Source organism: Achromobacter seleniivolatilans (assembly GCF_030864005.1).
GTDB classification, from domain to species: domain Bacteria; phylum Pseudomonadota; class Gammaproteobacteria; order Burkholderiales; family Burkholderiaceae_B; genus Achromobacter; species Achromobacter seleniivolatilans.
Genome location: NZ_CP132976.1, coordinates 3,395,286 through 3,417,784 on the forward strand (window position 1 = coordinate 3,395,286; position 22,499 = coordinate 3,417,784).

General features: G+C 61.7%; 21 protein-coding genes. 4 read left to right on the plus strand and 17 right to left on the minus strand.

What is annotated here, in order from left to right; translation table 11 throughout:
- Positions 1–10 precede the first annotated feature (10 nt).
- The 13 genes from lepA to RAS12_RS15345 form a co-directional block, all read right to left on the minus strand.
- The gene (lepA, locus tag RAS12_RS15285) at positions 11–1,804 is read right to left on the minus strand and encodes a translation elongation factor 4 (protein ID WP_306935393.1); all 1,794 of its coding nucleotides are present in this window, start codon (positions 1,802–1,804) and stop codon (positions 11–13) included.
- 225 nt (positions 1,805–2,029) lie between these two features.
- Positions 2,030–3,448: a DegQ family serine endoprotease gene (locus tag RAS12_RS15290; protein ID WP_371321303.1), complete on the minus strand. Its 1,419-nt coding sequence runs from the start codon at positions 3,446–3,448 to the stop codon at positions 2,030–2,032.
- A 109-nt stretch (positions 3,449–3,557) separates the two neighbouring features.
- Positions 3,558–4,649: a MucB/RseB C-terminal domain-containing protein gene (locus RAS12_RS15295; protein ID WP_306935397.1), complete on the minus strand. Its 1,092-nt coding sequence runs from the start codon at positions 4,647–4,649 to the stop codon at positions 3,558–3,560.
- Complete coding sequence (locus tag RAS12_RS15300; protein ID WP_306935399.1) at positions 4,649–5,158, minus strand: sigma-E factor negative regulatory protein; 510 nt, start codon at positions 5,156–5,158, stop codon at positions 4,649–4,651. Before RAS12_RS15300 ends, RAS12_RS15295 begins: the two co-directional genes overlap by 1 nt.
- Positions 5,159–5,170: 12 nt before the next feature.
- Positions 5,171–5,770 carry an RNA polymerase sigma factor RpoE gene (rpoE, locus tag RAS12_RS15305; protein ID WP_006218045.1) on the minus strand — a complete coding sequence of 200 codons (600 nt, stop codon included), beginning with the start codon at positions 5,768–5,770 and terminating at the stop codon, positions 5,171–5,173.
- A gap of 492 nt (positions 5,771–6,262) precedes the next feature.
- Positions 6,263–7,492 carry a beta-ketoacyl-ACP synthase II gene (gene fabF, locus RAS12_RS15310; RefSeq protein ID WP_306935414.1) on the minus strand — a complete coding sequence of 410 codons (1,230 nt, stop codon included), beginning with the start codon at positions 7,490–7,492 and terminating at the stop codon, positions 6,263–6,265.
- A gap of 189 nt (positions 7,493–7,681) precedes the next feature.
- Positions 7,682–7,921 carry an acyl carrier protein gene (acpP, locus tag RAS12_RS15315; protein WP_005012191.1) on the minus strand — a complete coding sequence of 80 codons (240 nt, stop codon included), beginning with the start codon at positions 7,919–7,921 and terminating at the stop codon, positions 7,682–7,684.
- 213 nt (positions 7,922–8,134) lie between these two features.
- Positions 8,135–8,887, minus strand: a complete 753-nt coding sequence (gene fabG, locus RAS12_RS15320; RefSeq protein WP_306935535.1) for a 3-oxoacyl-ACP reductase FabG — start codon at positions 8,885–8,887, stop codon at positions 8,135–8,137.
- Between the two features lie 4 nt (positions 8,888–8,891).
- On the minus strand, positions 8,892–9,827 hold the full coding sequence (fabD, locus tag RAS12_RS15325) for an ACP S-malonyltransferase (protein ID WP_306935536.1): 936 nt from the start codon (positions 9,825–9,827) through the stop codon (positions 8,892–8,894).
- A gap of 94 nt (positions 9,828–9,921) precedes the next feature.
- The gene (locus tag RAS12_RS15330; protein ID WP_306935538.1) at positions 9,922–10,908 is read right to left on the minus strand and encodes a beta-ketoacyl-ACP synthase III; all 987 of its coding nucleotides are present in this window, start codon (positions 10,906–10,908) and stop codon (positions 9,922–9,924) included.
- Positions 10,908–11,975, minus strand: a complete 1,068-nt coding sequence (gene plsX / locus RAS12_RS15335; protein ID WP_306935540.1) for a phosphate acyltransferase PlsX — start codon at positions 11,973–11,975, stop codon at positions 10,908–10,910. Before plsX ends, RAS12_RS15330 begins: the two co-directional genes overlap by 1 nt.
- A 59-nt stretch (positions 11,976–12,034) precedes the next feature.
- Positions 12,035–12,217, minus strand: a complete 183-nt coding sequence (gene rpmF, locus RAS12_RS15340; protein ID WP_006223822.1) for a 50S ribosomal protein L32 — start codon at positions 12,215–12,217, stop codon at positions 12,035–12,037.
- 52 nt (positions 12,218–12,269) lie between these two features.
- On the minus strand, positions 12,270–12,860 hold the full coding sequence (locus RAS12_RS15345) for a YceD family protein (RefSeq protein ID WP_306951466.1): 591 nt from the start codon (positions 12,858–12,860) through the stop codon (positions 12,270–12,272).
- A 207-nt stretch (positions 12,861–13,067) separates the two neighbouring features.
- Between RAS12_RS15345 and RAS12_RS15350 the strand changes: the two genes are divergently transcribed.
- Genes RAS12_RS15350 through RAS12_RS15360 form a run of 3 tightly spaced genes read left to right on the plus strand, consistent with a single transcriptional unit; the run spans position 13,068 to position 15,168 of the window.
- A complete protein-coding gene (locus tag RAS12_RS15350) occupies positions 13,068–13,670 on the plus strand; it encodes a Maf-like protein (RefSeq protein ID WP_306935546.1) in 603 nt (200 codons plus the stop codon).
- Complete coding sequence (locus tag RAS12_RS15355; protein WP_306935548.1) at positions 13,667–14,377, plus strand: SAM-dependent methyltransferase; 711 nt, start codon at positions 13,667–13,669, stop codon at positions 14,375–14,377. Before RAS12_RS15350 ends, RAS12_RS15355 begins: the two co-directional genes overlap by 4 nt.
- Before the next feature lie 5 nt (positions 14,378–14,382).
- A complete protein-coding gene (locus RAS12_RS15360) occupies positions 14,383–15,168 on the plus strand; it encodes an N-acetylmuramoyl-L-alanine amidase (RefSeq protein ID WP_306935550.1) in 786 nt (261 codons plus the stop codon).
- 31 nt (positions 15,169–15,199) lie between these two features.
- Here RAS12_RS15360 and msrQ read toward each other — a convergent pair whose 3' ends face one another.
- The 4 genes from msrQ to RAS12_RS15380 form a co-directional block, all read right to left on the minus strand.
- Entirely contained in the window at positions 15,200–15,850 is a 651-nt protein-coding gene (gene msrQ, locus RAS12_RS15365) for a protein-methionine-sulfoxide reductase heme-binding subunit MsrQ (protein WP_306935552.1), read from the minus strand.
- Positions 15,851–15,857: 7 nt separating this feature from the next.
- Positions 15,858–16,835, minus strand: coding sequence for a protein-methionine-sulfoxide reductase catalytic subunit MsrP (msrP, locus tag RAS12_RS15370; RefSeq protein WP_306935554.1), 978 nt, complete (start codon positions 16,833–16,835; stop codon positions 15,858–15,860).
- A 173-nt stretch (positions 16,836–17,008) separates the two neighbouring features.
- Complete coding sequence (locus RAS12_RS15375) at positions 17,009–17,674, minus strand: HAD family hydrolase (protein WP_306951468.1); 666 nt, start codon at positions 17,672–17,674, stop codon at positions 17,009–17,011.
- Between the two features lie 2 nt (positions 17,675–17,676).
- On the minus strand, positions 17,677–18,639 hold the full coding sequence (locus tag RAS12_RS15380; protein WP_306935556.1) for an RluA family pseudouridine synthase: 963 nt from the start codon (positions 18,637–18,639) through the stop codon (positions 17,677–17,679).
- A gap of 524 nt (positions 18,640–19,163) precedes the next feature.
- Between RAS12_RS15380 and RAS12_RS15385 the strand changes: the two genes are divergently transcribed.
- Positions 19,164–22,265: a ribonuclease E/G gene (locus RAS12_RS15385; RefSeq protein ID WP_306935558.1), complete on the plus strand. Its 3,102-nt coding sequence runs from the start codon at positions 19,164–19,166 to the stop codon at positions 22,263–22,265.
- Positions 22,266–22,499: the final 234 nt, after the last annotated feature.

Sequence of the window (22,499 nt, forward strand, 5' to 3'; positions counted from 1 at the left end):
TCTTTTGGTTCTACTTGTCTTCCACTTGCAGAATGGCCAAGAATGCCTCCTGCGGAATTTCAACGCTACCCACCTGCTTCATGCGCTTCTTGCCGGCCTTCTGCTTTTCAAGCAGCTTCTTCTTACGCGAGATGTCGCCGCCATAACACTTGGCCAACACGTTCTTGCGCAACGCCTTCACATTTTCACGCGCGATGATTTCAGCACCGATGGCAGCCTGAATAACCACGTCGAACATCTGACGCGGAATCAATGCACGCATGCGCGTAACGACGTCGCGAGCGCGGTGACGCGCATTGCTGCGGTGGACAATCACTGCCAGCGCGTCCACGCGATCGTTGTTGATCAGCAGGTCTACGCGCACCACATCAGCAGAGCGGTATTCCAGGAATTCATAATCCATCGACGCGTAGCCGCGCGACACGGACTTCAGCTTATCGAAGAAGTCCAACACGATTTCCGCCAGCGGAATCTCGTACACCAGGTGAACCTGACGGCCGTGATAGCTCATGTTGATCTGCGAGCCGCGCTTGTTATTGCACAGCGTCATGACCGGACCCACATAGTCCTGCGGCATGAACAGCGTGACCTTCACGATGGGCTCGCGTATGTCTTCGATCTTGCCCACTTCCGGCATGCGCGACGGACTTTCCACGGTAACCACGGAACCATCGCGCTGCAGAACCTCGTACACCACCGACGGCGCGGTGGTGATGATGTCCATGTCGAACTCGCGTTCCAGGCGTTCTTGCACAATTTCCATGTGCAAGAGGCCCAAAAAGCCGCAACGGAAACCGAAGCCCAGGGCTTGCGAGACTTCCGGTTCGAACATCAGCGCAGAGTCGTTCAGCTTGAGCTTGTCGAGCGAATCGCGCAGTTGGTCATATTCAGAACTTTCCACCGGATACAGACCGGCAAACACCTGCGGCTTGACTTCCTTGAAGCCAGGCAGCGCGGACGCAGCCGGTTTGTTGGCCAGCGTGATGGTGTCGCCCACCTTGGCGTCATCCAGCTGCTTGATGCCGGCAATGATAAAGCCCACCTCGCCCGCTGACAGATGCGGACGTTGCTGCGACTTCGGCGTAAACACACCCGTCTGCTCGCACAGGTGAGTGGCGCCAGATGCCATCAGCAGAATCTTGTCCTTGGGCTTTAACACGCCATTGATGATGCGCACCAGCATCACGACGCCCACGTAGTTGTCGAACCACGAGTCAATGACCAGCGCTTGCAACGGCGCGTCGGGGTCACCCTTGGGCTGCGGCACACGGGCCACGATGGATTCCAGGATCTCGTCAATGCCCATGCCCGTCTTGGCGCTGGCCAGCACGGCTTGTGAAGCATCAATGCCGATCACGTCTTCGACTTCCTGGCGCGCGCCTTCCGGATCAGCTTGCGGCAGATCCATCTTGTTCAGCACAGGCAGCACTTCCACACCCAGCTCAATAGCGGTGTAGCAGTTGGCGACCGTCTGCGCTTCCACGCCCTGCGAAGCATCCACGACCAGCAGCGCGCCTTCGCACGCCGACAGGGACCGGCTGACTTCGTAAGAGAAGTCCACGTGCCCCGGGGTATCGATCAGGTTCAGGTTGTAGATCTTGCCATCCTGCGCCTTGTAATGCAGCGCCGCAGTCTGGGCCTTGATGGTAATACCGCGCTCACGCTCGATCTCCATGGAGTCGAGCACTTGAGCCGACATTTCGCGATCCGCCAATCCGCCGCAGCGCTGGATCAGGCGATCGGCCAGGGTCGATTTGCCATGATCGATGTGGGCAATGATGGAGAAGTTGCGAATATGCTGCATGCTTGAAATTATAAGGGACGGAACACTCGGCACACTGCCGGAAGACACCGCCGCCGGAGTACGCACGGCTGACGAGAGGAGCACTGGCGGGCAAAGCCCGGGCAAAAACGAAGGGGCGCCCAGCGCCCCCTCTTGCGGCAACCAACCATTTTAGCTGGTCTTGGGCATTTTTTTTTGCCGCATGGCCGCCCTGAGCAAAAAGCGCCCCTTTACAGGGGCGCGAGACTACTTAGAGGCCGGCACCGCGACCCATTGTGTCTGCTCGCCACGACGGACCAGCAGACCGGCGGAACGGCCCTTGTCCAGCTTGCCCACCAGCTCGGCGAACTGCTTGGAGCCGGTGACATCAGTGTCGTTCAGAGCCAACACAATATCCCCTTCCTGCAGTCCTGCCTTGGCGGCTGCGCCCTCGGCAACCTTGACCTGCACGCCACCCTTGATGCGCAGCTTCTTTTGCGTGTCCGCCGGCACGTCTACGACGCCCAGGCCCAATGCGTTGGTCACTTCAGGAACCGGCGCCGCTTTCTTGCCTGCGGCGGCGGTCTTCTCGGTCGGGATTTCGCCAACCTTGACCGACAGCGTCATGCTCTTGCCCTTGCGCCAGACTTCCATGTCGGCCTTGGTGCCCGGCTTGGTTTCGCCCACGATGCGCGGCAGATCCGACCAGCGCTTGATCGGCTCGTTATTGAACTTCAGGATCACGTCGCCAGGCTGTACGCCAGCTTGTTCAGCGGGGCCATCGGCTTCCACGCTGCTGACCAGCGCGCCTTCGGCCTTGGGCAAGCCGATGGCTTCGGCCACGTCCTTGCCCACTTCTCCGATCTGCACGCCGACACGCCCGCGCGTCACCTTGCCCGTGGCACGCAACTGATCGACCACGCGCATGGCCTCGTCGATGGGAATCGCCAACGAAATACCCATGAAGCCGCCGCTACGCGAAATAATCTGCGAGTTGATGCCAACCACTTCACCTGCCAGGTTGATCAGCGGGCCGCCGGAGTTACCCGGATTGACCGCTACGTCCGTCTGGATGAACGGCAAGTATTCGCCGGTGTCACGGCCAATGGCGCTGACGATGCCCGAGGTAACCGTGGAATCCAGGCCAAACGGCGAACCGATAGCCAGCACCCACTGCCCTTTCTTCAATTTCTTGGGGTCGCCAATGACCAGCGGGATCATGTCCTTGGCTTCAATCTTGATCAGCGCCACATCGGTGCGCTCATCCGTGCCTATGACCTTGGCCTTGAATTCGCGGCCGTCGGTCAACGTGACATAAATGTCCGTCGCGTCGACCACCACGTGGTTGTTGGTCAGGATGAAACCGTCTGCCGACACAAAGAAACCGGAGCCCACACCACGCGGAACCGTACGTTCTTCCGGCTGCGAAGGCTGCGGACGCTGGCGCGGAGTCGGAGCCTGCGGGCCACCGCCACCCGGCGGCTGGGCATCAGGGCCGAAGAACCAGCGGAACAGCTCGTAAGGGTCGCCGCCGCCACCCGGGCTGGGGCCACGCACCGGCACAGTCGCCGTGGTGCGGATATTGACGACCGCAGGATCGGCCTTTTCAACAATGCTCGTGAAATCAGGCAGCGTCACAGTCGTTTCCGTTTGCGCAAGCGCAACGGGAGCAAAGGCTGTGGACATCAGAGCCCCGGCCGCGATGGCCGCCAGAAAGCGCCGGAAAGAAGCGTTCGACACCGTCATTGCTTTCATAAATTACTCCGAAATTGCTGCTTGCCTGTCCGGGCGCGGGTCACTTGGACCCAGCCGCTCCGGCAGCCGGTGCTGCCGCAGGTGCGGCGGGCACATACTCTGTCGCTTCTGCCAGTTGTTCCAGCGTTGCCACGGGCACTTCGCCCACAGCTGTCAGCCAGAAATCCGCAATACGTGTGCCATAGACTGTAATCGAGCCGCGCTGCGCCGCGCCATGAGGCGGACGATGATCGCGCTGACTATCATAAGGTTCGATGAAAACGGAGATCGCCGCCAAGCCATCAGACAGCACCATCTGGTTGACCGTAGCGCCGTGCCCCATGGAGCGCGCAACCTGCATGACCACCTTGAAGCCCTTGGGCGCTGGAATGCGCCATCCCTGAACCGCAAGGTCCACCGGCTTCATCGCGGGTTCAAGCACCTTCCAATCGCGCGTGTTCCAGCGGGAAGTCAGCAATTGGGGATCAACTTCCGAACCGAGCCGCAACGACGTAAACGACACTTGCTCGACCACACCACGCGCGGCGTTCAGCGTCTGGGCCTTCAGCAGCAAATTGGTTTCAACGTCGGCGCACAAACGATAGCCGTAGCGCAGCTTGTCCCGGGGTTCAATCGTAATCAGCCGGCACTCGCGGCCAGCCACGCGATGCAACGCGGATTCAGTGCGAATTTGATAGTGTTCGGTCAGATTAGCCGGATCACCCAACAGCAGACCCGGGAACCGGTCGCCGCGGCGGCGTTCGATCAGCACGGTCTTGCGCTCGGGGATCAGGCACTGCACGTCTTCGTTGTGGCGCAGATATTCGCGCGGCTGACCGTCCAGAATTTCCAGGCGCTCGCGTTCGCCAGTGCCATCCATGACGTGCACAAGGCGCGAAGACTGAATCGTCTCGCCTTGCTGATACATGAAGACGCCCGCGTAGTCGTTCTTGCGCGCTGCCTGCTGAATTCGCGATAGCAACTGGACCACATCGTCCGCCTGCGCAGCGGGCGCGGCCTCTGCGGCGCGCGCGGGTTCGTGCGCGGCCAGAAATGCAGTCAGGAGTGTTGCGGCGAACCAGCCGGCGCGGTGTGCATGCCAAGAAGCTGCACGTCCCAGCACCGGCCAACGTGTCGGAAGCACCAAAGCCATCAACGCCCCGCCCCAACGTCGAACGACACCTGACGCACTGCGCTTGGGCCCGCCATCTGGCGATGGGCTTCAAGGTAGTCGCGCAATCCCGAGTCATCGGCGGCAGAGGAGGAAGTACCGCTGGCGTCAGCCAGCACGCGGACTTCTGTGGATGGCGCGCCCGTCAGATACGGTTGTGCGACCCAAGCGACAGTCGCCACGGCTGCCGCTACCGCCAGGCCGGACAGGCCAAAGCGCAACGGCGAGCGGCGCCGGGGCGCCGCCACAATGGGTAACTCCGCGTCCAGCGCCCGCGCCAGGCGCGACTGGAAGGCCGCGCTGGGCGTCAATGCCAGATCGGCATTGCGAAGAGAATCACCGATCAGGTGATAGGTGTCCCAGGTCTGACGTCCTTCTCGGGACAACAGACTAGAAAGAATATCGTCGGAATCCTCTCCGTCCATCCAGGCGGAAACCGATTCCTCCCAGGAGGATTCGGGGATTACAACGGACTTGGCTGCTGTTTGCATGACTGCCACTCCTTACCAGCGACGCTCGGCATCGGTGCCGAGCAATGGACGCAATTTGGTTGCAATGGCCTCACGCGCACGAAAAATGCGGGAGCGCACCGTACCAATCGGGCAATCCATGCTCTGGGCGATGTCTTCGTAACTCATACCTTCGATTTCACGCAGGACAATTGCGGTGCGCAACTCTTCGGGCAATTCCTCGATAGCCGCGTTCACCGTCTCGGCGATTTCGCGGCTGGCAACCATGGATTCCGGCGTGCTTATATCGGTTAGGTTGTCGGTTTCGTTAAAAGTTTCACCGTCTTCCGTTTCTATCGCATTTGGCGCGCTGGGACGCCGGCCTTGCGAGGCCAGCCAATTGCGTGCCGTATTGATGGCGATACGATACAACCAGGTGTAGAACGCGCTATCACCCCGGAACTGAGGCAAAGCCCGGTAAGCCTTGATGAATGCTTCCTGGGCCACGTCTTCGATTTCCGAGGGGTCGCGGATCATCCGGGCCAGCAGACGGAGAATCTTGCGCTGGTACTTCAATACCAGCAGATCAAATGCCTTTTTGTCGCCGCGCTGAACGCGGGCGACCAATTCAGCGTCGACTTCGCGTTCGCTCATGACGCCTCCCGCAGGGGGGCCGCCGGGCGCGCGTGCTGCGCCGGGCCCGTCAGCAGGCAAAGGCGCCGCCAGGACTCGGGGCGCAACGTCCGTTGCCAGACGGTGAGAGTGATTTTGCTATTGGTAAAGGCCGTACTCCCGGTGGGCAAGGGCTGCAGAGTCAGCGTCAGCCAGTGGGCGCCACGCTGCTGGTTTAGCAGCGCTGCGTCTTGCCAGCCTTGCGGCTGGCGAACCTGCCAACGGCCAGCCCCGGTTGCCGTACGTAATGCCGATACAGGGGACAGGCTGCTCCGTGCCGAGTGTAACAGCCCGGCAGGCACAAGCAGCAGTGCGATCGCCGCACCCGCTGCCCATGCCATGCCGATCCAGAGCGCTGCCGTCAGCGCGCAGGCCCCCGAAAAGGCCCACGCCAGACCGGCAAGCGCGCGTACACGCCACGGCCGCCGGACAGGCACGCGAAACGACCAGCGCCCTGCGACCGTGCCTTCCAAATCAGACCCGGCGAACGGCCATGGAGCCGTTAGTGCCGCCGAAACCGAACGAGTTGGACAGGCCGACCTCGATCTTCATGGGCCGCGCCTCGTTGGCGCAGTAATCCAGATCACATTCCGGATCTTGATTGAAGATGTTGATCGTGGGTGGCGACACCTGGTTGTACACCGCCAAGGTGGTGAACACGGCCTCGATACCGCCAGCCGCGCCGAGCAAGTGCCCGGTCATGGACTTGGTCGAGTTGACCACCAGTTTCTTCGCGTGATCGCCGAAAGCCAGCTTCAGCGCTTCGGTTTCGTTCTTGTCGCCCAAAGGCGTAGACGTACCGTGCGCGTTGACATACTGGATTTCGTCCGCATTCAGGCCACCGTTACGCAGGGCGTTGATAACGCCGCGGCGCGGACCATCCTTATCGGGGGCCGTAATGTGGTGGGCGTCCGAGCTCATGCCGTAGCCTGCAAGCTCGCCATAAATGCGCGCGCCGCGCTTCTTGGCATGCTCGTACTCTTCCAGCACCAGAACGCCGGCGCCTTCACCCAGCACGAAACCATCGCGGTCGCGATCCCAGGGACGCGAGGCCGTCTGAGGATCATCGTTGCGGGTCGACAGGGCTCGCATGGCAGCAAAACCACCAATGCCCAGCGGCGATACGGTCGACTCAGCGCCGCCCGCCACCATGACATCCGCATCGCCGTATTCGATCAGACGCGCAGCGTCGCCGATGCAATGCAGGCCGGTGGTGCACGCGGAAACGACAGCGTAGCTGGGGCCCTTCAGGCCGTAGGCAATGGACAAATGACCGGAGATCAGGTTGATCAGCGAACCCGGCACGAAGAACGGAGAAATCCGTCGCGGACCCTTGGCCATGTACTCGACCTGGGTTTCTTCGATGCGGGGCAAACCGCCGATACCGGAACCCACGATGACACCAATGCGCTCCGCATTGGCTTCAGTGACTTCCAGGCCGCAATCGCGCCAAGCCTGCATTCCGGCAGCCAGGCCGTAATGGATAAACGTATCCATCTGGCGGGCTTCCTTAGCCGAAATATAGGTGCTGATGTCGAAGTCTTTGACTTCGCCAGCAATGTGCGTAGTGATAGCCGAGGGATCGAAACGGGTGATACGGCTGATGCCAGAACGTCCGTTGACGATATTGTCCCAAGCGGTGGTCAGGTCGTTCCCAACGGGAGAAACAATACCTAGGCCGGTGATGACGACACGTCGCTTCACGGATGACTCCTCAAACAGACAAAAGAAAGGCGGCTTTCGGGATGCGCTGCACGTGCAGCCCACGATAAAGCGGGTCGGGCTTTACGACGCCCTTCCCGCACGCGGACCACACGGCAAATTCCTGAAACCGCCCCGTTTCCCGGTTAACCCCGAAATTCATCTCGGGCAACCAGAAGGTATAGGCTGAGCTTACTGCTTACCGTTCGAATTGATGTAGTCAATCGCTTGTTGAACGGTCGTGATCTTTTCGGCCTCTTCGTCGGGGATCTCGGTCTCGAATTCGTCTTCGAGCGCCATGACCAGTTCGACCATGTCGAGCGAATCGGCACCGAGGTCGTCAAGGAAGGAGGATTCGTTCTTGATCTCGGCTTCGTTGACGCCAAGTTGTTCAGCGACGATCTTCTTGACGCGCTGTTCGATGCTTTCCATGCAGATCTCCAATTGGGAAAAATCCCGCGAATTATAGCCAAGCGCAGAGGAAAGCAACGCCTGACCGTGACAAAAATAACACCGCGCACTGGTTCTGTCGCCCATAAGGGGGCAGGAATACCGGTATGCAGCGTTTCCGGTGAACTGCGCGCTGCCCCGCTGGTCTCCCGGCGATGGCGCGGCGGCCTGGGCCGCCTTCGCGCAATTCGTGATTTATTGCATGTACATCCCGCCGTTGACGTGCAGGGTGGTGCCGGTAATGTAACCCGCTTGCGGCCCGGACAAGAAGGCCACCGCATGGGCGATGTCTTCGGGCGAGCCCAAACGGCCCAGCGGAATCTGTTGCAGCAAGGCGGTCGTCTGGCTTTCAGCCAACGCACGCGTCATATCGGTATCGATGAAGCCGGGAGCAACACAGTTCACCGTGATGTTGCGGCTACCCAATTCACGGGCCAGCGCACGGGACATGCCAGACACACCGGCCTTGGCCGCAGCGTAGTTGGCTTGACCGGCGTTACCGCTGGAACCCACGACCGAAGTGACGTTGATGATGCGTCCCCAACGAGCCTTCATCATGCTGCGCAACACGGCGCGCGACAAACGAAACACGGAAGTCAGGTTGGTATCCAAGACGGCCGACCAATCGTCGTCCTTCATGCGCATCGCCAGCGTATCACGCGTGATACCGGCGTTATTGACGAGGATATGCGGACCGCCGCCTTCCTTGCCCAGTGCGTCGATCAGTGCGTCGCAGGCTTCGGCGTCGGTCACATTGAGCACCACTCCGCGGCCGCCAAACGGCGCCAGCGCTTCAGTGATGGCCGCAGCGCCCGATTCGGACGTCGCAGTACCGACAACGGTTGCGCCGCGCGCAGCCAGCTCTTGGGCAATGGCGCGGCCAATGCCACGCGTGGCGCCGGTCACCAGCGCGATCTTGCCCTGCAATTCGATCGAGGTGTTGTCCATATCTTTAATTTCCGTTCACGGCGGCCAACGCGGCTTCCAGCGAAGCCGGATCTGTAATAGCCAGACCAGTAAGTTCGGGGTCGATGCGCTTGGTCAGCCCGGCCAGCACTTTGCCAGGGCCGCATTCGATGACGTGCGTGACACCTTGCGCCTTCATGGCGCGCAGGGTTTCGACCCAGCGCACAGGATGCCATGCCTGCCGCACCAGCGCATCCCGGATTGCCCCGGGCTCCGTGGGCGAGGCCACATCGACGTTATTGATGACTTGAATTTGAGGCGCGGCCACCGGCACAGCAGCCAGCGCGCCAGCCAGCACGTCGGCCGCGGGCTTGAGCAAACTGGAATGGAACGGCGCGGACACCGGCAGCAGCAAGGCGCGCTTGGCGCCTGCAGCCTTGGCCAGTTCGCAAGCACGCTCAACAGCGGCCTTGTGGCCAGCGATGACAACCTGCGCCGGCGCATTGAAATTGACGGCTTCAACGATTTCGCCTTGGGCGGCGGCGGCGCAAGCTGCGCGCACGGCATCGTCGTCCAGACCCAGAATGGCAGCCATGCCGCCAGTGCCCACCGGCACAGCGGCCTGCATGGCATCGGCGCGCACACGCACCAGGCGCACGGCGTCGTCAAGCTTGAGCGACCCTGCGGCAGTCAGTGCAGCGTATTCGCCCAGGCTATGTCCGGCCACCACGTCGGGCTTGCGGCCACCCGCAGCACACCAGGCGGCATACACCGCAACACCGGCCGTCAGCATGGCGGGCTGGGTATTGGTGGTCAGATTGAGCTGTTCCACCGGACCCTGAGCAATCAGCGCGCCCAGATCCTGGCCCAAGGCCTGCGTCGCTTGCGCCACGGTATCGGTGACGGCGGAAACGCCAGACCAGGCATCCAGCATGCCAACAGCTTGCGAACCTTGGCCGGGAAAGACAAAAGCGATTTTCATGAGTGACGTGTGAGTGATTCAGTGTCTGTGTGGGATGTCAGGCGCGCTCTTCACGGAATGGGCCGGCGCATGCGCCGCCCTCCGGCGCGCACCCTTACATGCGGGCGAGTACCGAACCCCAGGTGAATCCGCCGCCTACGCCTTGCATCAGGATGAGTTGGCCCGGTTTGACGCGGCCATCGCGGCGTGCGGCATCCAGGGCCAGCGGCACACTGGCTGCCGACGTATTGGCGTGGCTATCAACGGTAATGACGACTTTTTCGACCGGCACCGCAAGCTTGCGCGCCAGGAAATTCAGGATGCGTACGTTGGCCTGATGAGGGATCAGCCAATCGATGTCACTGAGTTCGATGCCGGCTTCTGCGCACGTGTCGCGTGCGGAGCGATCCAGCACGGTAACGGCTTGCTTGAAGACGGCCTGTCCATCCATGCGCAAGAACGGATCGCCGGTCACGTCGCCATAGGCGACATTACCTGCTGCGCTCAGGATCTTCATCTGGCTGCCGTCGGCATGCAATTGCGCGGCGATGATGCCGGGCTTGTCGGATGCCTTGAGCACCACGGCGCCCGCGCCATCACCAAACAGCACGCAAGTGCCTCGGTCATTCCAGTCGAGGATGCGCGAGAACACTTCAGCGCCAATGACCAATGCGCAACGAGCGCGGCCGGCGCGAATGAAGCTGTCGGCAGTGGTCAGCGCGTAGACAAAACCGCTGCACACAGCCTGCACATCGAATGCCGCCGAACCCTTGGCGCCCAAATTGGCCTGCACCAGGCAAGCCGTGCTGGGAAATACGAAATCCGGGGTGGACGTCGCCACCACGATGAGATCGATTTCAGAAGCATCAACGCCAGCATCCGCCAACGCGCGGCGCGAAGCCTCGGTCGCGAGATGGCTAGTCGTAACGCCACGGTCGGCCAGGTGGCGCTGACGGATGCCCGTGCGCTCAACGATCCATTCATCGGAAGTAGCGATATCGCGCGTCGCCAGTTCCGCTGCCAGTTCGTCATTCGAAACCACGCGTTCCGGCAAGAAGCTGCCGGTGCCCGCGATCACGGAATATTTCATTGCGGTATCCATCAAGCGGTGTCCCCAGCCACGTTCGGCGCGGGCGTGTTATTGCCCTCGCCAGATTGAACGCGCTTGGTAATCTGAGCGACCGTTTGAGCGGTGCGCTCCAGCAGTTTACTCACGACGGCTTCGCGGGCACGTTGCAACGCAAAACCGTAGGCGTAGACATCCGCGGAGCCATGGCTCTTGATGACCACGCCACGCAGGCCCAGCAACGCGGCCCCGTTATAGCGCCGGTTGTCGACACGGTTGCGCAGTCGGTTCAGAACCGGCTTGGCCAACGCGCCGGCCAACAGCGTGATCAGATTGCGTTTGAACTCTTCGCGGATGACGCTGGACAGCATCTTCGCCAACCCTTCAACCGACTTGAGCACGACGTTGCCAACGAATCCGTCGCAAACGACGACGTCGACCGTGCCCTTGAAGATGTCATTGCCTTCCACGTTGCCGTAGAAATTCAAGGGGCTGTTGCGCAGAAGCTCGGCGGCTTCTTTGACAACCTCATTGCCCTTGATGACTTCTTCGCCGATGTTGAGCAAGCCCACGGTGGGATTCTCGCGATGGTCTACCGCCTGCGACAGCGCGGCGCCCATGATGGCGAATTGCAAAAGGTGCTCGGCCGTGCAGTCCACATTCGCACCAAGGTCCAGCACCGTCGTAGCGCGGCCCGTTTGGTTCGGAATGGACGTGGCGATCGCCGGGCGGTCTATGCCATCCAGCGTTTTGAGCACGTAGCGGGAAATGGCCATCCAGGCGCCGGTGTTGCCCGCAGAAACGCAGGCGTCGGCGCGCCCGTCCTTGACGGACTGGGCGGCCAGGCGCATGGAGGAGTCTTTTTTGCGGCGCAGGGCGACCTCGACAGGGTCGTCCATGGTGACGACTTCAGAAGCCGCCACGATTTCCATACGGTCGCGCGCAACCCCGCGGTGCTCAGAGAGCGCCGCTTCGATCGCGTCGGGAAGCCCGACCAGCAATAGCCGGGTATCCGGAAATTGCCGGGCGAACTCGATCGCAGCCGGAATCGTGACGGGCAGACCGAAGTCTCCGCCCATACAGTCTATGGCGATGCGTATCACGGGTGCCAGGTATCAGCGTGCAGCCGAATTGGTCCGAGTACGAGTTCGGCCCGGGGGCCTTATTCGTCGGCCTTGGTCTTCAGGACCTTGCGGCCACGATAAAAGCCGTTGGGGCTGATGTGGTGACGCAGATGCGTTTCGCCGGTGTTCGGCTCGATCGCCGTCGACGGGCTGACCAGAAAATCATGCGAACGGTGCATACCGCGCTTGGAGGGGGACTTCTTGTTTTGTTGAACGGCCATGATGACTCCTAGAAACGGGGCGCATTGTACGCCATGCGGCCCGATGTTGATCTCAATCTTTGTGCTTCAGTTGTTCCAGCACCGCAAACGGCGACGGACGCTTGACAGCGGGTTCCTCAGGAACTTCGCTGACGTTGGCCTGCGCGCCCGGGCATACTTCATGCTTGGGCACATACGGAACGCTCAGAATGAGCTCATCTTCAACCTGGGCCAGCAGGTCAAAATGATGTGAACCCACCACCTTTTCAGGCTGGTTGGACACAAAACCATTTCCTTCTTCGTCTTCTTCGTCCTCGCCGGCAAAACCATTGGTGTGTTCACCGTTGGTAAAACCATCATCGAGATCGGCTTCGGACTTGACCAGCTGCAAGAGGACTTCGCTATCAATCGGATGCACAAACGGCGTATTGCACCGCTGGCAGACCAGCACCGGATTCGCCTGCACGTGAACGTGCAAGAGGGGTCGGCCAAGCAACAGGCCAGACTTACCTATTTCACCACGCACAGACCATGTCACAAGCCCGGCATCGCCCAGCGGTTGTTCGGGTAACCCTTCAACCGCGCGCGAAAACCGCACAAGAGGTATGGTGCCATGCGCTTCCTTGCCCGAATGGGCAAATGCGAATGCATCGATGCGCTTAATGTTGAGTCCTTTGCATTTACGGGTGTTTGCGCTTACTCAAGAAAAGCTCAAAGCTTGGAGCCTGCAAATCTTATTGGTCCAAATCTTATTGGTCCAAAACCTGTGGTCCAAAATCTTGGGTCCAACCTGCGGCCCATAGAGTTCGCTGCAAAAATCCCGCAAAACGTTAGATAATACTGCGATCCATGCACCAACGTCAAATAACGTATGCCTTTAAAGCCTAGCCTGATCCTCGCGTCCAGCTCGCGTTACCGCAAAGAACTGCTGTCTCGCCTGCGCCTGCCCTTCACGGCCATTTCACCGGATGTGGACGAAACGCCACACCCGGGCGAAACGCCTGAAGCGCTGGCCCTGCGCCTGTCGGTCGCCAAGGCCATGGCGGTAGCCGCCCACCACCCTGGCAGCATCATTATTGGCTCGGATCAGGTGGCCACTATCGACGGCCAACCTATCGGCAAACCCGGGGACTTTGTGCGAGCCCAGGCCCAGTTGCGGACGCTTTCCGGGCAAATGGTGGAATTCCACAGCGCTCTGGCGGTCACGGACGGCCTGCGAGTGGAAAAAGCCGACATCATCACGCGCTGCCGCTTCCGCTCGCTGTCGGAACACGCCATCGAAACGTATCTGCGCGCCGAAGAACCGTACGATACCGCAGGCAGCGCCAAGGCGGAAAGCCTGGGCATCGCGCTGATGGAAAGCATTCAGAGCGACGACCCGACCGCTATTATCGGCCTGCCGCTGATCGAACTGACGCGGATGCTGGTTCTGTTTGGGCTAGACCCGCTAGATGCACCGGGAGCCCCCCAATGAGCGGCGCCCTGCATTTGATCCCAGTCAGCCTGGGAGACTCTCCGCCCGAACGCTGGCTACCTGCCGACGTTCGCGCTCTGGCTGGCCGGCTCGACACCTACATCGCTGAAAACGCAAAGACGGCGCGCGCCTTTCTCAAATTGATCGGCACCACCCGCCCGTTGCAGGAAATCACCATCCACACCCTGACCGACAAGGCCGATGCCAACCAGATCAAGGCCTGGCTGGAACCGGTTAAGAAAGGCGCGGAAATCGGCCTGGTTTCCGAAGCGGGCTGCCCGGCCGTGGCCGATCCTGGCGCAAAGGTGGTGGACGCTGCGCACCGTTTGGGCATTGCGGTCAAACCATGGGTGGGGCCATCCTCCATCCTGTTGGGCCTGATGGCAAGCGGCCTGGACGGCCAGCGCTTCGCCTTCCACGGCTACGCGCCCGTCGACCCCGCCGAGCGCGCCAAGCAATTGAAAGCCTGGGAACAACTCTCCGCGAAGCAGAACCAGACCCAGTTGCTGATCGAAACGCCCTACCGCAACGCAGCGATGTTCACCACGCTGCTGGCCAGCCTGAAAGGCGATACCAAACTGTGTGTCGCCCGCTCGGTCACCACTGACGACGAATGGGTCGTCACCCACACCGTGGCAGACTGGAAAAAGCTGCCCGCGCCCCAGCTCGACAAATTGCCCACGCTGTTCCTTTTCCTGGCCCGCTGAACCCCATGTTTCGTCTTATCACCACACTGCTGGCCACAGCAGTCCTGGCAGGGTGCGCCGCGCGCGGCCCCGCCGGTTTGAATCTCGACACATCTGTCACCGCAGTCAGCCAGGCCAGCCGCGTGCGCAGCATTGTTCTGCACTACACCAGCGTTGACGACGCCAAGTCGATGCAGCTCCTGTCGCAGGGTAAAGTCAGTTCGCACTACCTGATCAACGAGTCTGGCCGCGCCTACCGGCTGGTCGATGAAAGCCGCGCCGCCTGGCATGCCGGCGCCAGTTCCTGGTATGGCAACATCGCGATGAACAGCACGTCCATCGGGATCGAGATCGTGAATGCGGGCTGGACCGAAGGCACCGATGGCAAGCCTGTCTGGCACGCCTATGACGACCGTCAGGTGCGCGCACTGACCATATTGCTTCGGGACATCATCCAGCGCCATGGCATCGCCCCTGAGAACGTCGTGGGCCATAGTGACATTGCGCCGCAGCGGAAGGTGGACCCGGGCCCGCTGTTTCCATGGAAGGCGCTGGCGCAGGCTGGCATCGGCCGCTGGTATGACGAAAGCGGCGCTGCTTCCCACCTGGCGCGCTTACAAGTACAGGGCACACCAGATGTGACCTGGTTCCAGAAGCAGTTGGCGCGGCTAGGTTATGCGTGCCCCCAGGACGGCACGCTGGACCGCGCCACGATCAACACGCTGGCAGCCTTCCAAATGCACTACCGGCCCGCGCTACACGATGGCCAGCCCGACGCCGAAACCGCTGCGATCATGTTGGCCATTCTGTAGTTCCTGATGGAAGCGGCGGCCGCAGCGGCTATCACGACCGCCGCCGCCACCACACGACCAGGCGCCAGCCCAGCAGCAACGCCAGCACGGCGGCATACAGCGCGGGCTGGGTCAGGTCGTTCTTGCCTGCCTTGTGCCACCAAAAATGCAGAACAGCCAGCAGGCCGATGACATAAATGGCGCGATGCAACTGCTGCCAGCGCTTACCCAGCTTGCGCATCGCCCATTGCGTGGACGTTGCCGCCAATGCCGTCATCAGCACGAAGGCGGAAAAACCCACCATGATGAAGGGGCGCTCCCCGATGTCCTGCAACATTGCCGACGGATCGAATCCGCGATCCCACCACACCCAGGCCATGAAGTGCATGGCCCCGTAGAAAAAAGCGAAGAGACCGCACATGCGCCGCACCCTCACCAGCGCCGGCTGGCCGGTCAAACGGCGCAAGGGGGTAATCGCCAAGGTAACGAGCAGACAGACGAGCGTCCACGTGCCCGATGACCGGGTCAGAAATTCGACGGGATTGGCCGTCAGGCCATTATTCACGCCCAGCCATACCCATCTCGCGAAAGGTGTCAGCCCAAGCAGGAACAACAAGGGCTTGAAGCGCCCGATCGTCCGGGCCGACAGCTGCGGCTTGCGCGGCGGCGCGGCCGGGACCGCTTGCGATGTGCCCTCAGCCATAGACGCCTCAGTAATTCGCTTTCAGGTCCATGCCCTGGTAGAGCGAGGCAACCTGTTCGCCATAACCGTTGAACATCAACGTCTTGCGCTTGGGGCTGAACAGGCCGTCCTCGCCGATACGGCGCTCGGTTGCCTGGCTCCAGCGCGGATGCGCCACGTTCGGGTTCACGTTGGCATAGAAGCCGTATTCCTGCGGCGCCGCCTTGATCCAGGATGAAACAGGCAACTTTTCAACCAGCCTGATCTTCACCAGGGACTTGGCCGATTTGAAACCGTATTTCCAGGGCACCGCCAGACGCAGAGGCGCCCCATTCTGATTCGGCAGCACTTTCCCGTACACGCCAAAGACCAGCATGGCCAGCGGATTCATGGCCTCGTCGATCCGCAGGCCCTCAACATATGGCCAATCCAGAATGCCGGTACGCACGCCCGGCATGTTCTCGCGCTGCACGGCAGTGACAAATTCGACGTATTTGGCGTTACCAGTGGGCTCGACCTGCTTGAGCAATTCGGATACCGAATAGCCCACCCAGGGAATCACCATGGACCAGCCCTCGACACAGCGCAGGCGGTAGACGCGCTCCTGCATTGGCGCCAGCTTCAGCAGCTCTTCGATGGTGAACGTACGCGGCCGGGCAACCTCGCCTTCGACACTGACCGCCCACGGGCGGGTCTGCAACTTGCCGGCGTTGGCGGCTGGGTCAGCTTTATCAACCCCGAATTCGTAGTAGTTGTTGTAGGACGTGACGTCGGCCAGCGGGGTCTGTTTATCCATGACACTGAATGCAGCATCGGGCTTGCCCGTCAATACGCCTGCATCTTGCGCGGAGGCGCCCTGCGCAAAGGCGCTGCGCGCGGTCCAGCCGGGCAATCCCACCGCTGCCGCGGTCAGCCCGGCGCGCAGCATCAGCTCGCGCCGCGAGCGCCAGACCGCCTCGTCAGTAATTTCGGACGGAAGAATATCGTCGGGCTTGCGTATCAACATCGTGGTCTCCGGTGTGGCGGCAGCCTGGATGGCGGCCACCCCCTGCGCAATCCATAGACGCCGCGCCGCCTCATGATATTCCGCGAGGGCGCCCTGTGGATGCGAACTTTCCGATAGACATGCCCAGCCGCCCAACGTTCCTCGCCAGCGCCCACGGGCGCCGGTTTAGGGGCTTAGGCGGCAGCCGAAACCCGCGACAGGAGCCAATCGCGCACGCGGGGCACGCTATCGAGCACTGCCTGGGGCGCACAACCCTCAAGTTCCTTCAGGGTATGAGCGCCATAGGTCACACCCAGGCCATGAACGCCTGCATTGGCGGCCATTTGCAGATCGTGAGAGGTATCACCCACCATCACCACTCGGGCCGGATCTACATCCAGCTCTTGCATCAGTTCATGCAGCATCGCCGGATGCGGCTTGCTGAATGTTTCGTCCGCCGTGCGGGTGGCTGCGAACAAGGGACCCAGGCCGGTCGCGGCCAGGGCGCGCGTAAGACCGACACGGCTCTTGCCCGTTGCGACAGCCAGGCGGACGTTCTGCCCTGCGAGCTCGTCCAACAGCTCCGGCACGCCTTCGAACAAACGCAATTCCGGGTCGCGCAACAGATAGTGCGTGCGATAGCGCTCCAGAAAGCGCGGCATCATGGCCGGCGTCAGCTCGGGCACGGCGCGACGCAGAGCACTTTCCAGGGACAGACCAATCACCCAACTTGCCTCGGATGCCGACGGCACCGCCAGTTCCAGGTCGCGGCAGGCGCCCTGAATGGCGGCCACGATACTGTGCGTGGAATCCATCAACGTGCCATCCCAGTCAAAGACGACCAGCGAATACGACGACATCATCAATCAGACTCCAGTTGTTTCAGTATTTTCCGGCACGCGGGGGGCAGCTCGGCGGTAAGGGTCATGGACTCGCCCGTCACCGGGTGAGCAAGCGTCAATTGGTGGGCATGCAGAAACATCCGGCCAAACCCCATGCGAGCGAACTGCGCACGCACGTCATCGTGACCGTATTTGTCATCGCCGACAATGGGAAAGCCGCTGGCGGCCAGGTGCACCCGGATCTGATGGGTGCGCCCCGTCCTCAATTCAGCATCGACCAGACTGTACCCGCCAAAACGCTGTTTGAGCGTGATGATGGTGTGTGCGGTCTGGCCGTCCGGGTCAACCTTGACACGGCGCTCGCCGGACTGGGTCGTCCACTTGGACAACCCCAGCTTGATGTGCTGGCGGTCATTGACCCAATCACCTTCGACCAGGGCCAGGTAGTGTTTATCGCCCTTGCCTTCGCGCAGCATGGTGTGCAGCACCAGCAGCGCGCTGCGCTTCTTGGCCACCATGAGCAGGCCCGAGGTTTCACGGTCCAGGCGATGCACCAGTTCCAGGAATTTGGCGTCGGGCCGCGCGGCGCGCAATTGCTCGATCACGCCAAACGAGACGCCACTGCCTCCGTGCACGGCCACACCGGCGGGTTTGTCCACGACCAGCAGCGCATCGTCTTCGAACACCACCGGAAATTCCGCGCCAGGCACGGGGCGAGGTTTACCGGGGTCAGGCAGACGCAGGGGCGGAATCCGCACGATGTCGCCCTCGGCGATGCGGTAGTCGACCGAGATGCGTCCCTTGTTTACGCGCACTTCGCCGCCACGAATGGCTTTGTAGATATGCGTTTTGGGGACGCCCTTACACAACCGCATCAGGAAGTTATCCAAACGCTGGCCGGCTTGCTCGGCATCGACCTCCACCATGCGGACGGCGGGGGGGGCTTTAGAGGGGGATATGGGGGAGGAAGTTTCTTTGCGCATTGCGGAAAGCGACATATAATCGGGACAGCCTTAAGGGGCTGAACTAGCCGCCTGGCGTAGAGATGCAAACAAGTACGCAACTCCGTCGAGCGCGTGGGCCGCTATTGTACTGCCTGCTATTCAACCCCTGGGTCTCTTGGTCGCCGGCGCAACCGCGCCCTGCCGGATAGTGGTGTGGCATTCACTTTGCCCGCTGTCCCAGCAGGTCCGTTGCATGCCGCAAGCGGCTCTGAAGCACTGCAAGAATCGTCGCATATTTAAAGCACCAGCTGCGTGTAGGCAACCAATCCGACCGCAACTGCCGTTCACAGCAATTTTTTCCGTCAAACCACACTCAGTGAAGCTGACCCTCCTGCTGACAGAACCCCGTGCCCCACGGCACGACGTGCCCGCCTGACCCGCGGCGGATACGCCTGGGCGCCGCCCAGGTACGGTCCGCATTTCTTGCCCGCTTCAGCCGCTGCCCGAGTGACCCGAGGTCACGCGCCGATATCGGCGCGTCATGACAACGGAGAAACCCTCTCATGAAGCGCATGCTGTTCAATGCGACGCATCAGGAAGAATTACGCGTCGCTATCGTCGATGGGCAAAAACTCATCGATCTCGACATCGAGACTGCCGGCCGCGAACAACGCAAAGGCAACATCTACAAAGGTGTCATTACCCGGATCGAACCCGGCCTAGAAGCGTGCTTCGTCAATTACGGCGAAGACCGCCACGGCTTTCTGCCCTTTAAGGAAGTTGCCCGCAGCTTCTTCAAAGAAGGCGTGGATGTCCGTAGCGCCCGCATCCAAGATGCGCTGCGCGAAGGTCAGGAACTGATTGTTCAGGTCGAAAAAGAAGAACGCGGCAACAAGGGCGCAGCCCTGACCACGTTCATCTCACTGGCCGGCCGCTATCTGGTCCTGATGCCCAACAACCCCCGTGGCGGTGGCGTTTCGCGCCGTGTCGAGGGTGAAGACCGCCAGGAATTGCGCGACACCATGGAGCAGCTCGATCTGCCCCAAGGTATGAGCATCATCGCGCGCACCGCAGGCATTGGCCGTAACGTCGAAGAGCTCCAGTGGGACTTGTCCTACCTGTTGCAGCTGTGGACCGCCGTTGATGGCGCAGCCCGCGACAACTCCGCGCCCATCCTGATCTACCTGGAATCCAGCCTGGTCATCCGGGCGATTCGCGATTACTTCTCGCCCGAAATCGGTGAAATCCTCATCGACACCGATGAGATCGCTGATCAGGCCACGGCCTTCATGAGCGTCGTGATGCCGGACAACGTCCAGCGCGTCAAACGTTACCGTGACGATATCCCGCTGTTCTCGCGTTTCCAGATCGAACACCAGATCGAAACGGCGTATTCGCGCACCGTGCAGCTGCCCTCCGGCGGCGCCATCGTGATCGACCACACCGAAGCACTGGTTTCCGTCGACGTGAACTCCGCCCGCTCCACGCGCGGCGCAGACATCGAAGAAACCGCGCTGCGCACCAACTCTGAAGCCGCCGACGAAGTGGCCCGCCAATTGCGCTTGCGCGATTTGGGCGGCCTGATCGTCATCGACTTCATCGACATGGAAGACAGCAAGAACCAGCGCGCCGTTGAACAGCGCCTGCGTGATGCGCTCCATTTCGACCGTGCTCGCGTTCAGATGGGCAAGATCTCGCGTTTTGGCCTGATGGAACTGTCGCGTCAGCGCCTGCGTCCGGCCCTGAACGAAGGCTCGCACATCACCTGCCCGCGTTGCAACGGCACCGGCGTGATCCGCGATGCCGAATCCAGCGCCCTGCACGTGTTGCGTCTGCTGCAAGAAGAAGCGATGAAGGAAAACACCGCGGCGGTCCACGCCCAGGTGCCGGTCGATGTGGCCACTTACCTTCTGAACGAAAAGCGTGCCGACATCACCAAGATGGAAGCCCGCCTGAAGGTCAACCTGATGCTGATCCCCAACAAGCATCTGGAAACGCCGCATCACCACATCGAGCGCCTGCGCCACGATGATCCGCGCCTGGAAGAACTGAAGACCAGCTTCGAGCTGGTTGAAGCTCCGGCCACGGACTCGCCCTGGCAGCCGCGCGAAAACGAAATCAAGGCTCGTCCGGAAGCGCTGGTCAAGGGCATCACGCCTTCGCAGCCCGCTCCCGTTTCGACGCCTGCAGCTCCGGCTGCCGCGCCCGCCGCTACCGCGTCGGCGGGTGGCCTGGGTGGTTTGTTCAAGCGTCTGGTTGGCTGGCTGACCGGCAATGCCAGCACCCCCGCCAAGCCTGCCACTGCTCAAGAAGACAGCGCCAAGCGCGCTGCCTCCGGACGTGGCAAGGGCCGCAATGGCCATGACGGCCAGGAACGCCGTGGCGAACGCCACGGTTCGGACCGCAACCGCAACCGTCGCGGCGAAGCGCGCACGGAAGGCGCCGAGGGCACTGAAGGCGGCCGTCACCACGTCCGTGGCAACCGCCGTCCTGAAGGCGAGCGCGGCGAACGCCAGGAACGCGGCGATCGCAATAATCGCAACGAAGCGCGTGGCGATCGCGACAACCAGGCCACACAAGCGGCCCTGGCGTCCAACCGTCCTGACAACGCTGGCGAAGCCAATGGCGACGACACGGGCGCCGGCCGCAACCGCCGCCGTGGCCGTGGTCGCAACCGCCGCGAAGAAGGTCAGTCCGACGCACCGATGAGCGAGCAAGAAAGCATGGTGGCTGCACTGGCGCAATCCGTTGCAAGCGCCCTGCCCGACACCAAGCCCGTTGCTGAGGCCGATCAAGACGCCGCCGATGCCGCCGACCAATCCGCAGATGGCTTCCCCAACGCTGAAGGCGCTGAAGGCGCCGCCGATCCGGAACGCAAGCGCCGCCGCCGCCGTAGCCGCCGTGGCCGCCGCAGCCAGGAAGAAGCAGGTCTGGCAGGCAGCGACGATCAGCTGGACGATGGCTCGGACGACGACTCCGCAGACCAGGCTGAAGGTGTAGCTGCCCCGGCCGCTCCGGTTCAAGCTGCCCCGGTTCAAGCTGCCCCGCAGGACGCTCCGAAGGTTGAAGCTGCTCCGGTCCAAGCCGTGCAGGTTGAAGCGCCTAAGGTTGAAGCCGCTCCGGTTCAAGCCGCTCCGGTTCAGCTTCAAGCTGTCGAAACCAAGGTGACTGAAGCCCAAGTGGTGGAAGCCCAGCCGGTTCAGGTCCAGCCCGTTGCCGTCGAAGCCGCCAAGGCCGAGCCGGTTCAAGCTGCCGCCGAACCTGTCGTGGCCCAGCCCGTGCAAACGGCTGCTCCCGCCGTGACGCCGCCTGTTGCCGTGGAACCCGCAACCCAGGTGCCGGCTCAAGCCGCCGCCCCGGTGGAAACCGCCGCAGCCGAACCCGTCGTGACGACCGCCGCCGTGGCCGCTCCGGCCGCTCCGGCTCCGGCCGCTGCGCAACAACCGATCGTGGTGCCGGCAACGACTCCGTCAGCCAAGGCACAAGCCCTGCATCAAGTGGTGAACGACGCTGGCCTGCAATGGGTTGAAACCGACCCCGAGCGCCACGCTCAAACGCAGGTGCGCATCGCCTCCGCACACACCCCGACCCGTTTGGGCCGTGAGCGCAAGGCAGTTGCTGCCGTATCGAATGAACCGCTGGTTCAAGTCGAAACGCATCACTAAGCTGCCCGATGCGAAAAAGCCCTCGTTCGAAAGAACGGGGGCTTTTTTTTTGCTCGGCGCACTGAGCGCTGTGCTTATTCGGCGGCGCTAGGGTTCTTTTGCCACTTCCGTGCAAAGCAGATGTTGAAGGTCTAAGCGCTGTGGCAATGGGGTTCTTGCGGTGGCGGTTGCCGATTCGCGGTTCGTGCCGCACCCAACCGACGAGTACTCGGCTGCGCGAGAAACCTCCATGCA

What these genes read in the sequence shown, in the direction of transcription:
- RAS12_RS15380 (WP_306935556.1), bottom strand. Translation starts at nt 18,639, where the DNA reads ATGCGCAAAGAAACTTCCTCCCCCATATCCCCCTCTAAAGCCCCCCCC.
- RAS12_RS15295 (WP_306935397.1), bottom strand. Translation starts at nt 4,649, where the DNA reads ATGGCTTTGGTGCTTCCGACACGTTGGCCGGTGCTGGGACGTGCAGCT.
- RAS12_RS15330 (WP_306935538.1), bottom strand. Translation starts at nt 10,908, where the DNA reads ATGGATACCGCAATGAAATATTCCGTGATCGCGGGCACCGGCAGCTTC.
- RAS12_RS15290 (WP_371321303.1), bottom strand. Translation starts at nt 3,448, where the DNA reads ATGTCCACAGCCTTTGCTCCCGTTGCGCTTGCGCAAACGGAAACGACT.
- rpmF (WP_006223822.1), bottom strand. Translation starts at nt 12,217, where the DNA reads ATGGCCGTTCAACAAAACAAGAAGTCCCCCTCCAAGCGCGGTATGCAC.
- fabG (WP_306935535.1), bottom strand. Translation starts at nt 8,887, where the DNA reads ATGGACAACACCTCGATCGAATTGCAGGGCAAGATCGCGCTGGTGACC.
- RAS12_RS15360 (WP_306935550.1), top strand. Translation starts at nt 14,383, where the DNA reads ATGTTTCGTCTTATCACCACACTGCTGGCCACAGCAGTCCTGGCAGGG.
- msrP (WP_306935554.1), bottom strand. Translation starts at nt 16,835, where the DNA reads ATGTTGATACGCAAGCCCGACGATATTCTTCCGTCCGAAATTACTGAC.
- msrQ (WP_306935552.1), bottom strand. Translation starts at nt 15,850, where the DNA reads ATGGCTGAGGGCACATCGCAAGCGGTCCCGGCCGCGCCGCCGCGCAAG.
- acpP (WP_005012191.1), bottom strand. Translation starts at nt 7,921, where the DNA reads ATGGAAAGCATCGAACAGCGCGTCAAGAAGATCGTCGCTGAACAACTT.
- RAS12_RS15375 (WP_306951468.1), bottom strand. Translation starts at nt 17,674, where the DNA reads ATGTCGTCGTATTCGCTGGTCGTCTTTGACTGGGATGGCACGTTGATG.
- RAS12_RS15350 (WP_306935546.1), top strand. Translation starts at nt 13,068, where the DNA reads ATGCCTTTAAAGCCTAGCCTGATCCTCGCGTCCAGCTCGCGTTACCGC.
- lepA (WP_306935393.1), bottom strand. Translation starts at nt 1,804, where the DNA reads ATGCAGCATATTCGCAACTTCTCCATCATTGCCCACATCGATCATGGC.
- RAS12_RS15355 (WP_306935548.1), top strand. Translation starts at nt 13,667, where the DNA reads ATGAGCGGCGCCCTGCATTTGATCCCAGTCAGCCTGGGAGACTCTCCG.
- RAS12_RS15385 (WP_306935558.1), top strand. Translation starts at nt 19,164, where the DNA reads ATGAAGCGCATGCTGTTCAATGCGACGCATCAGGAAGAATTACGCGTC.
- RAS12_RS15300 (WP_306935399.1), bottom strand. Translation starts at nt 5,158, where the DNA reads ATGCAAACAGCAGCCAAGTCCGTTGTAATCCCCGAATCCTCCTGGGAG.
- fabD (WP_306935536.1), bottom strand. Translation starts at nt 9,827, where the DNA reads ATGAAAATCGCTTTTGTCTTTCCCGGCCAAGGTTCGCAAGCTGTTGGC.
- rpoE (WP_006218045.1), bottom strand. Translation starts at nt 5,770, where the DNA reads ATGAGCGAACGCGAAGTCGACGCTGAATTGGTCGCCCGCGTTCAGCGC.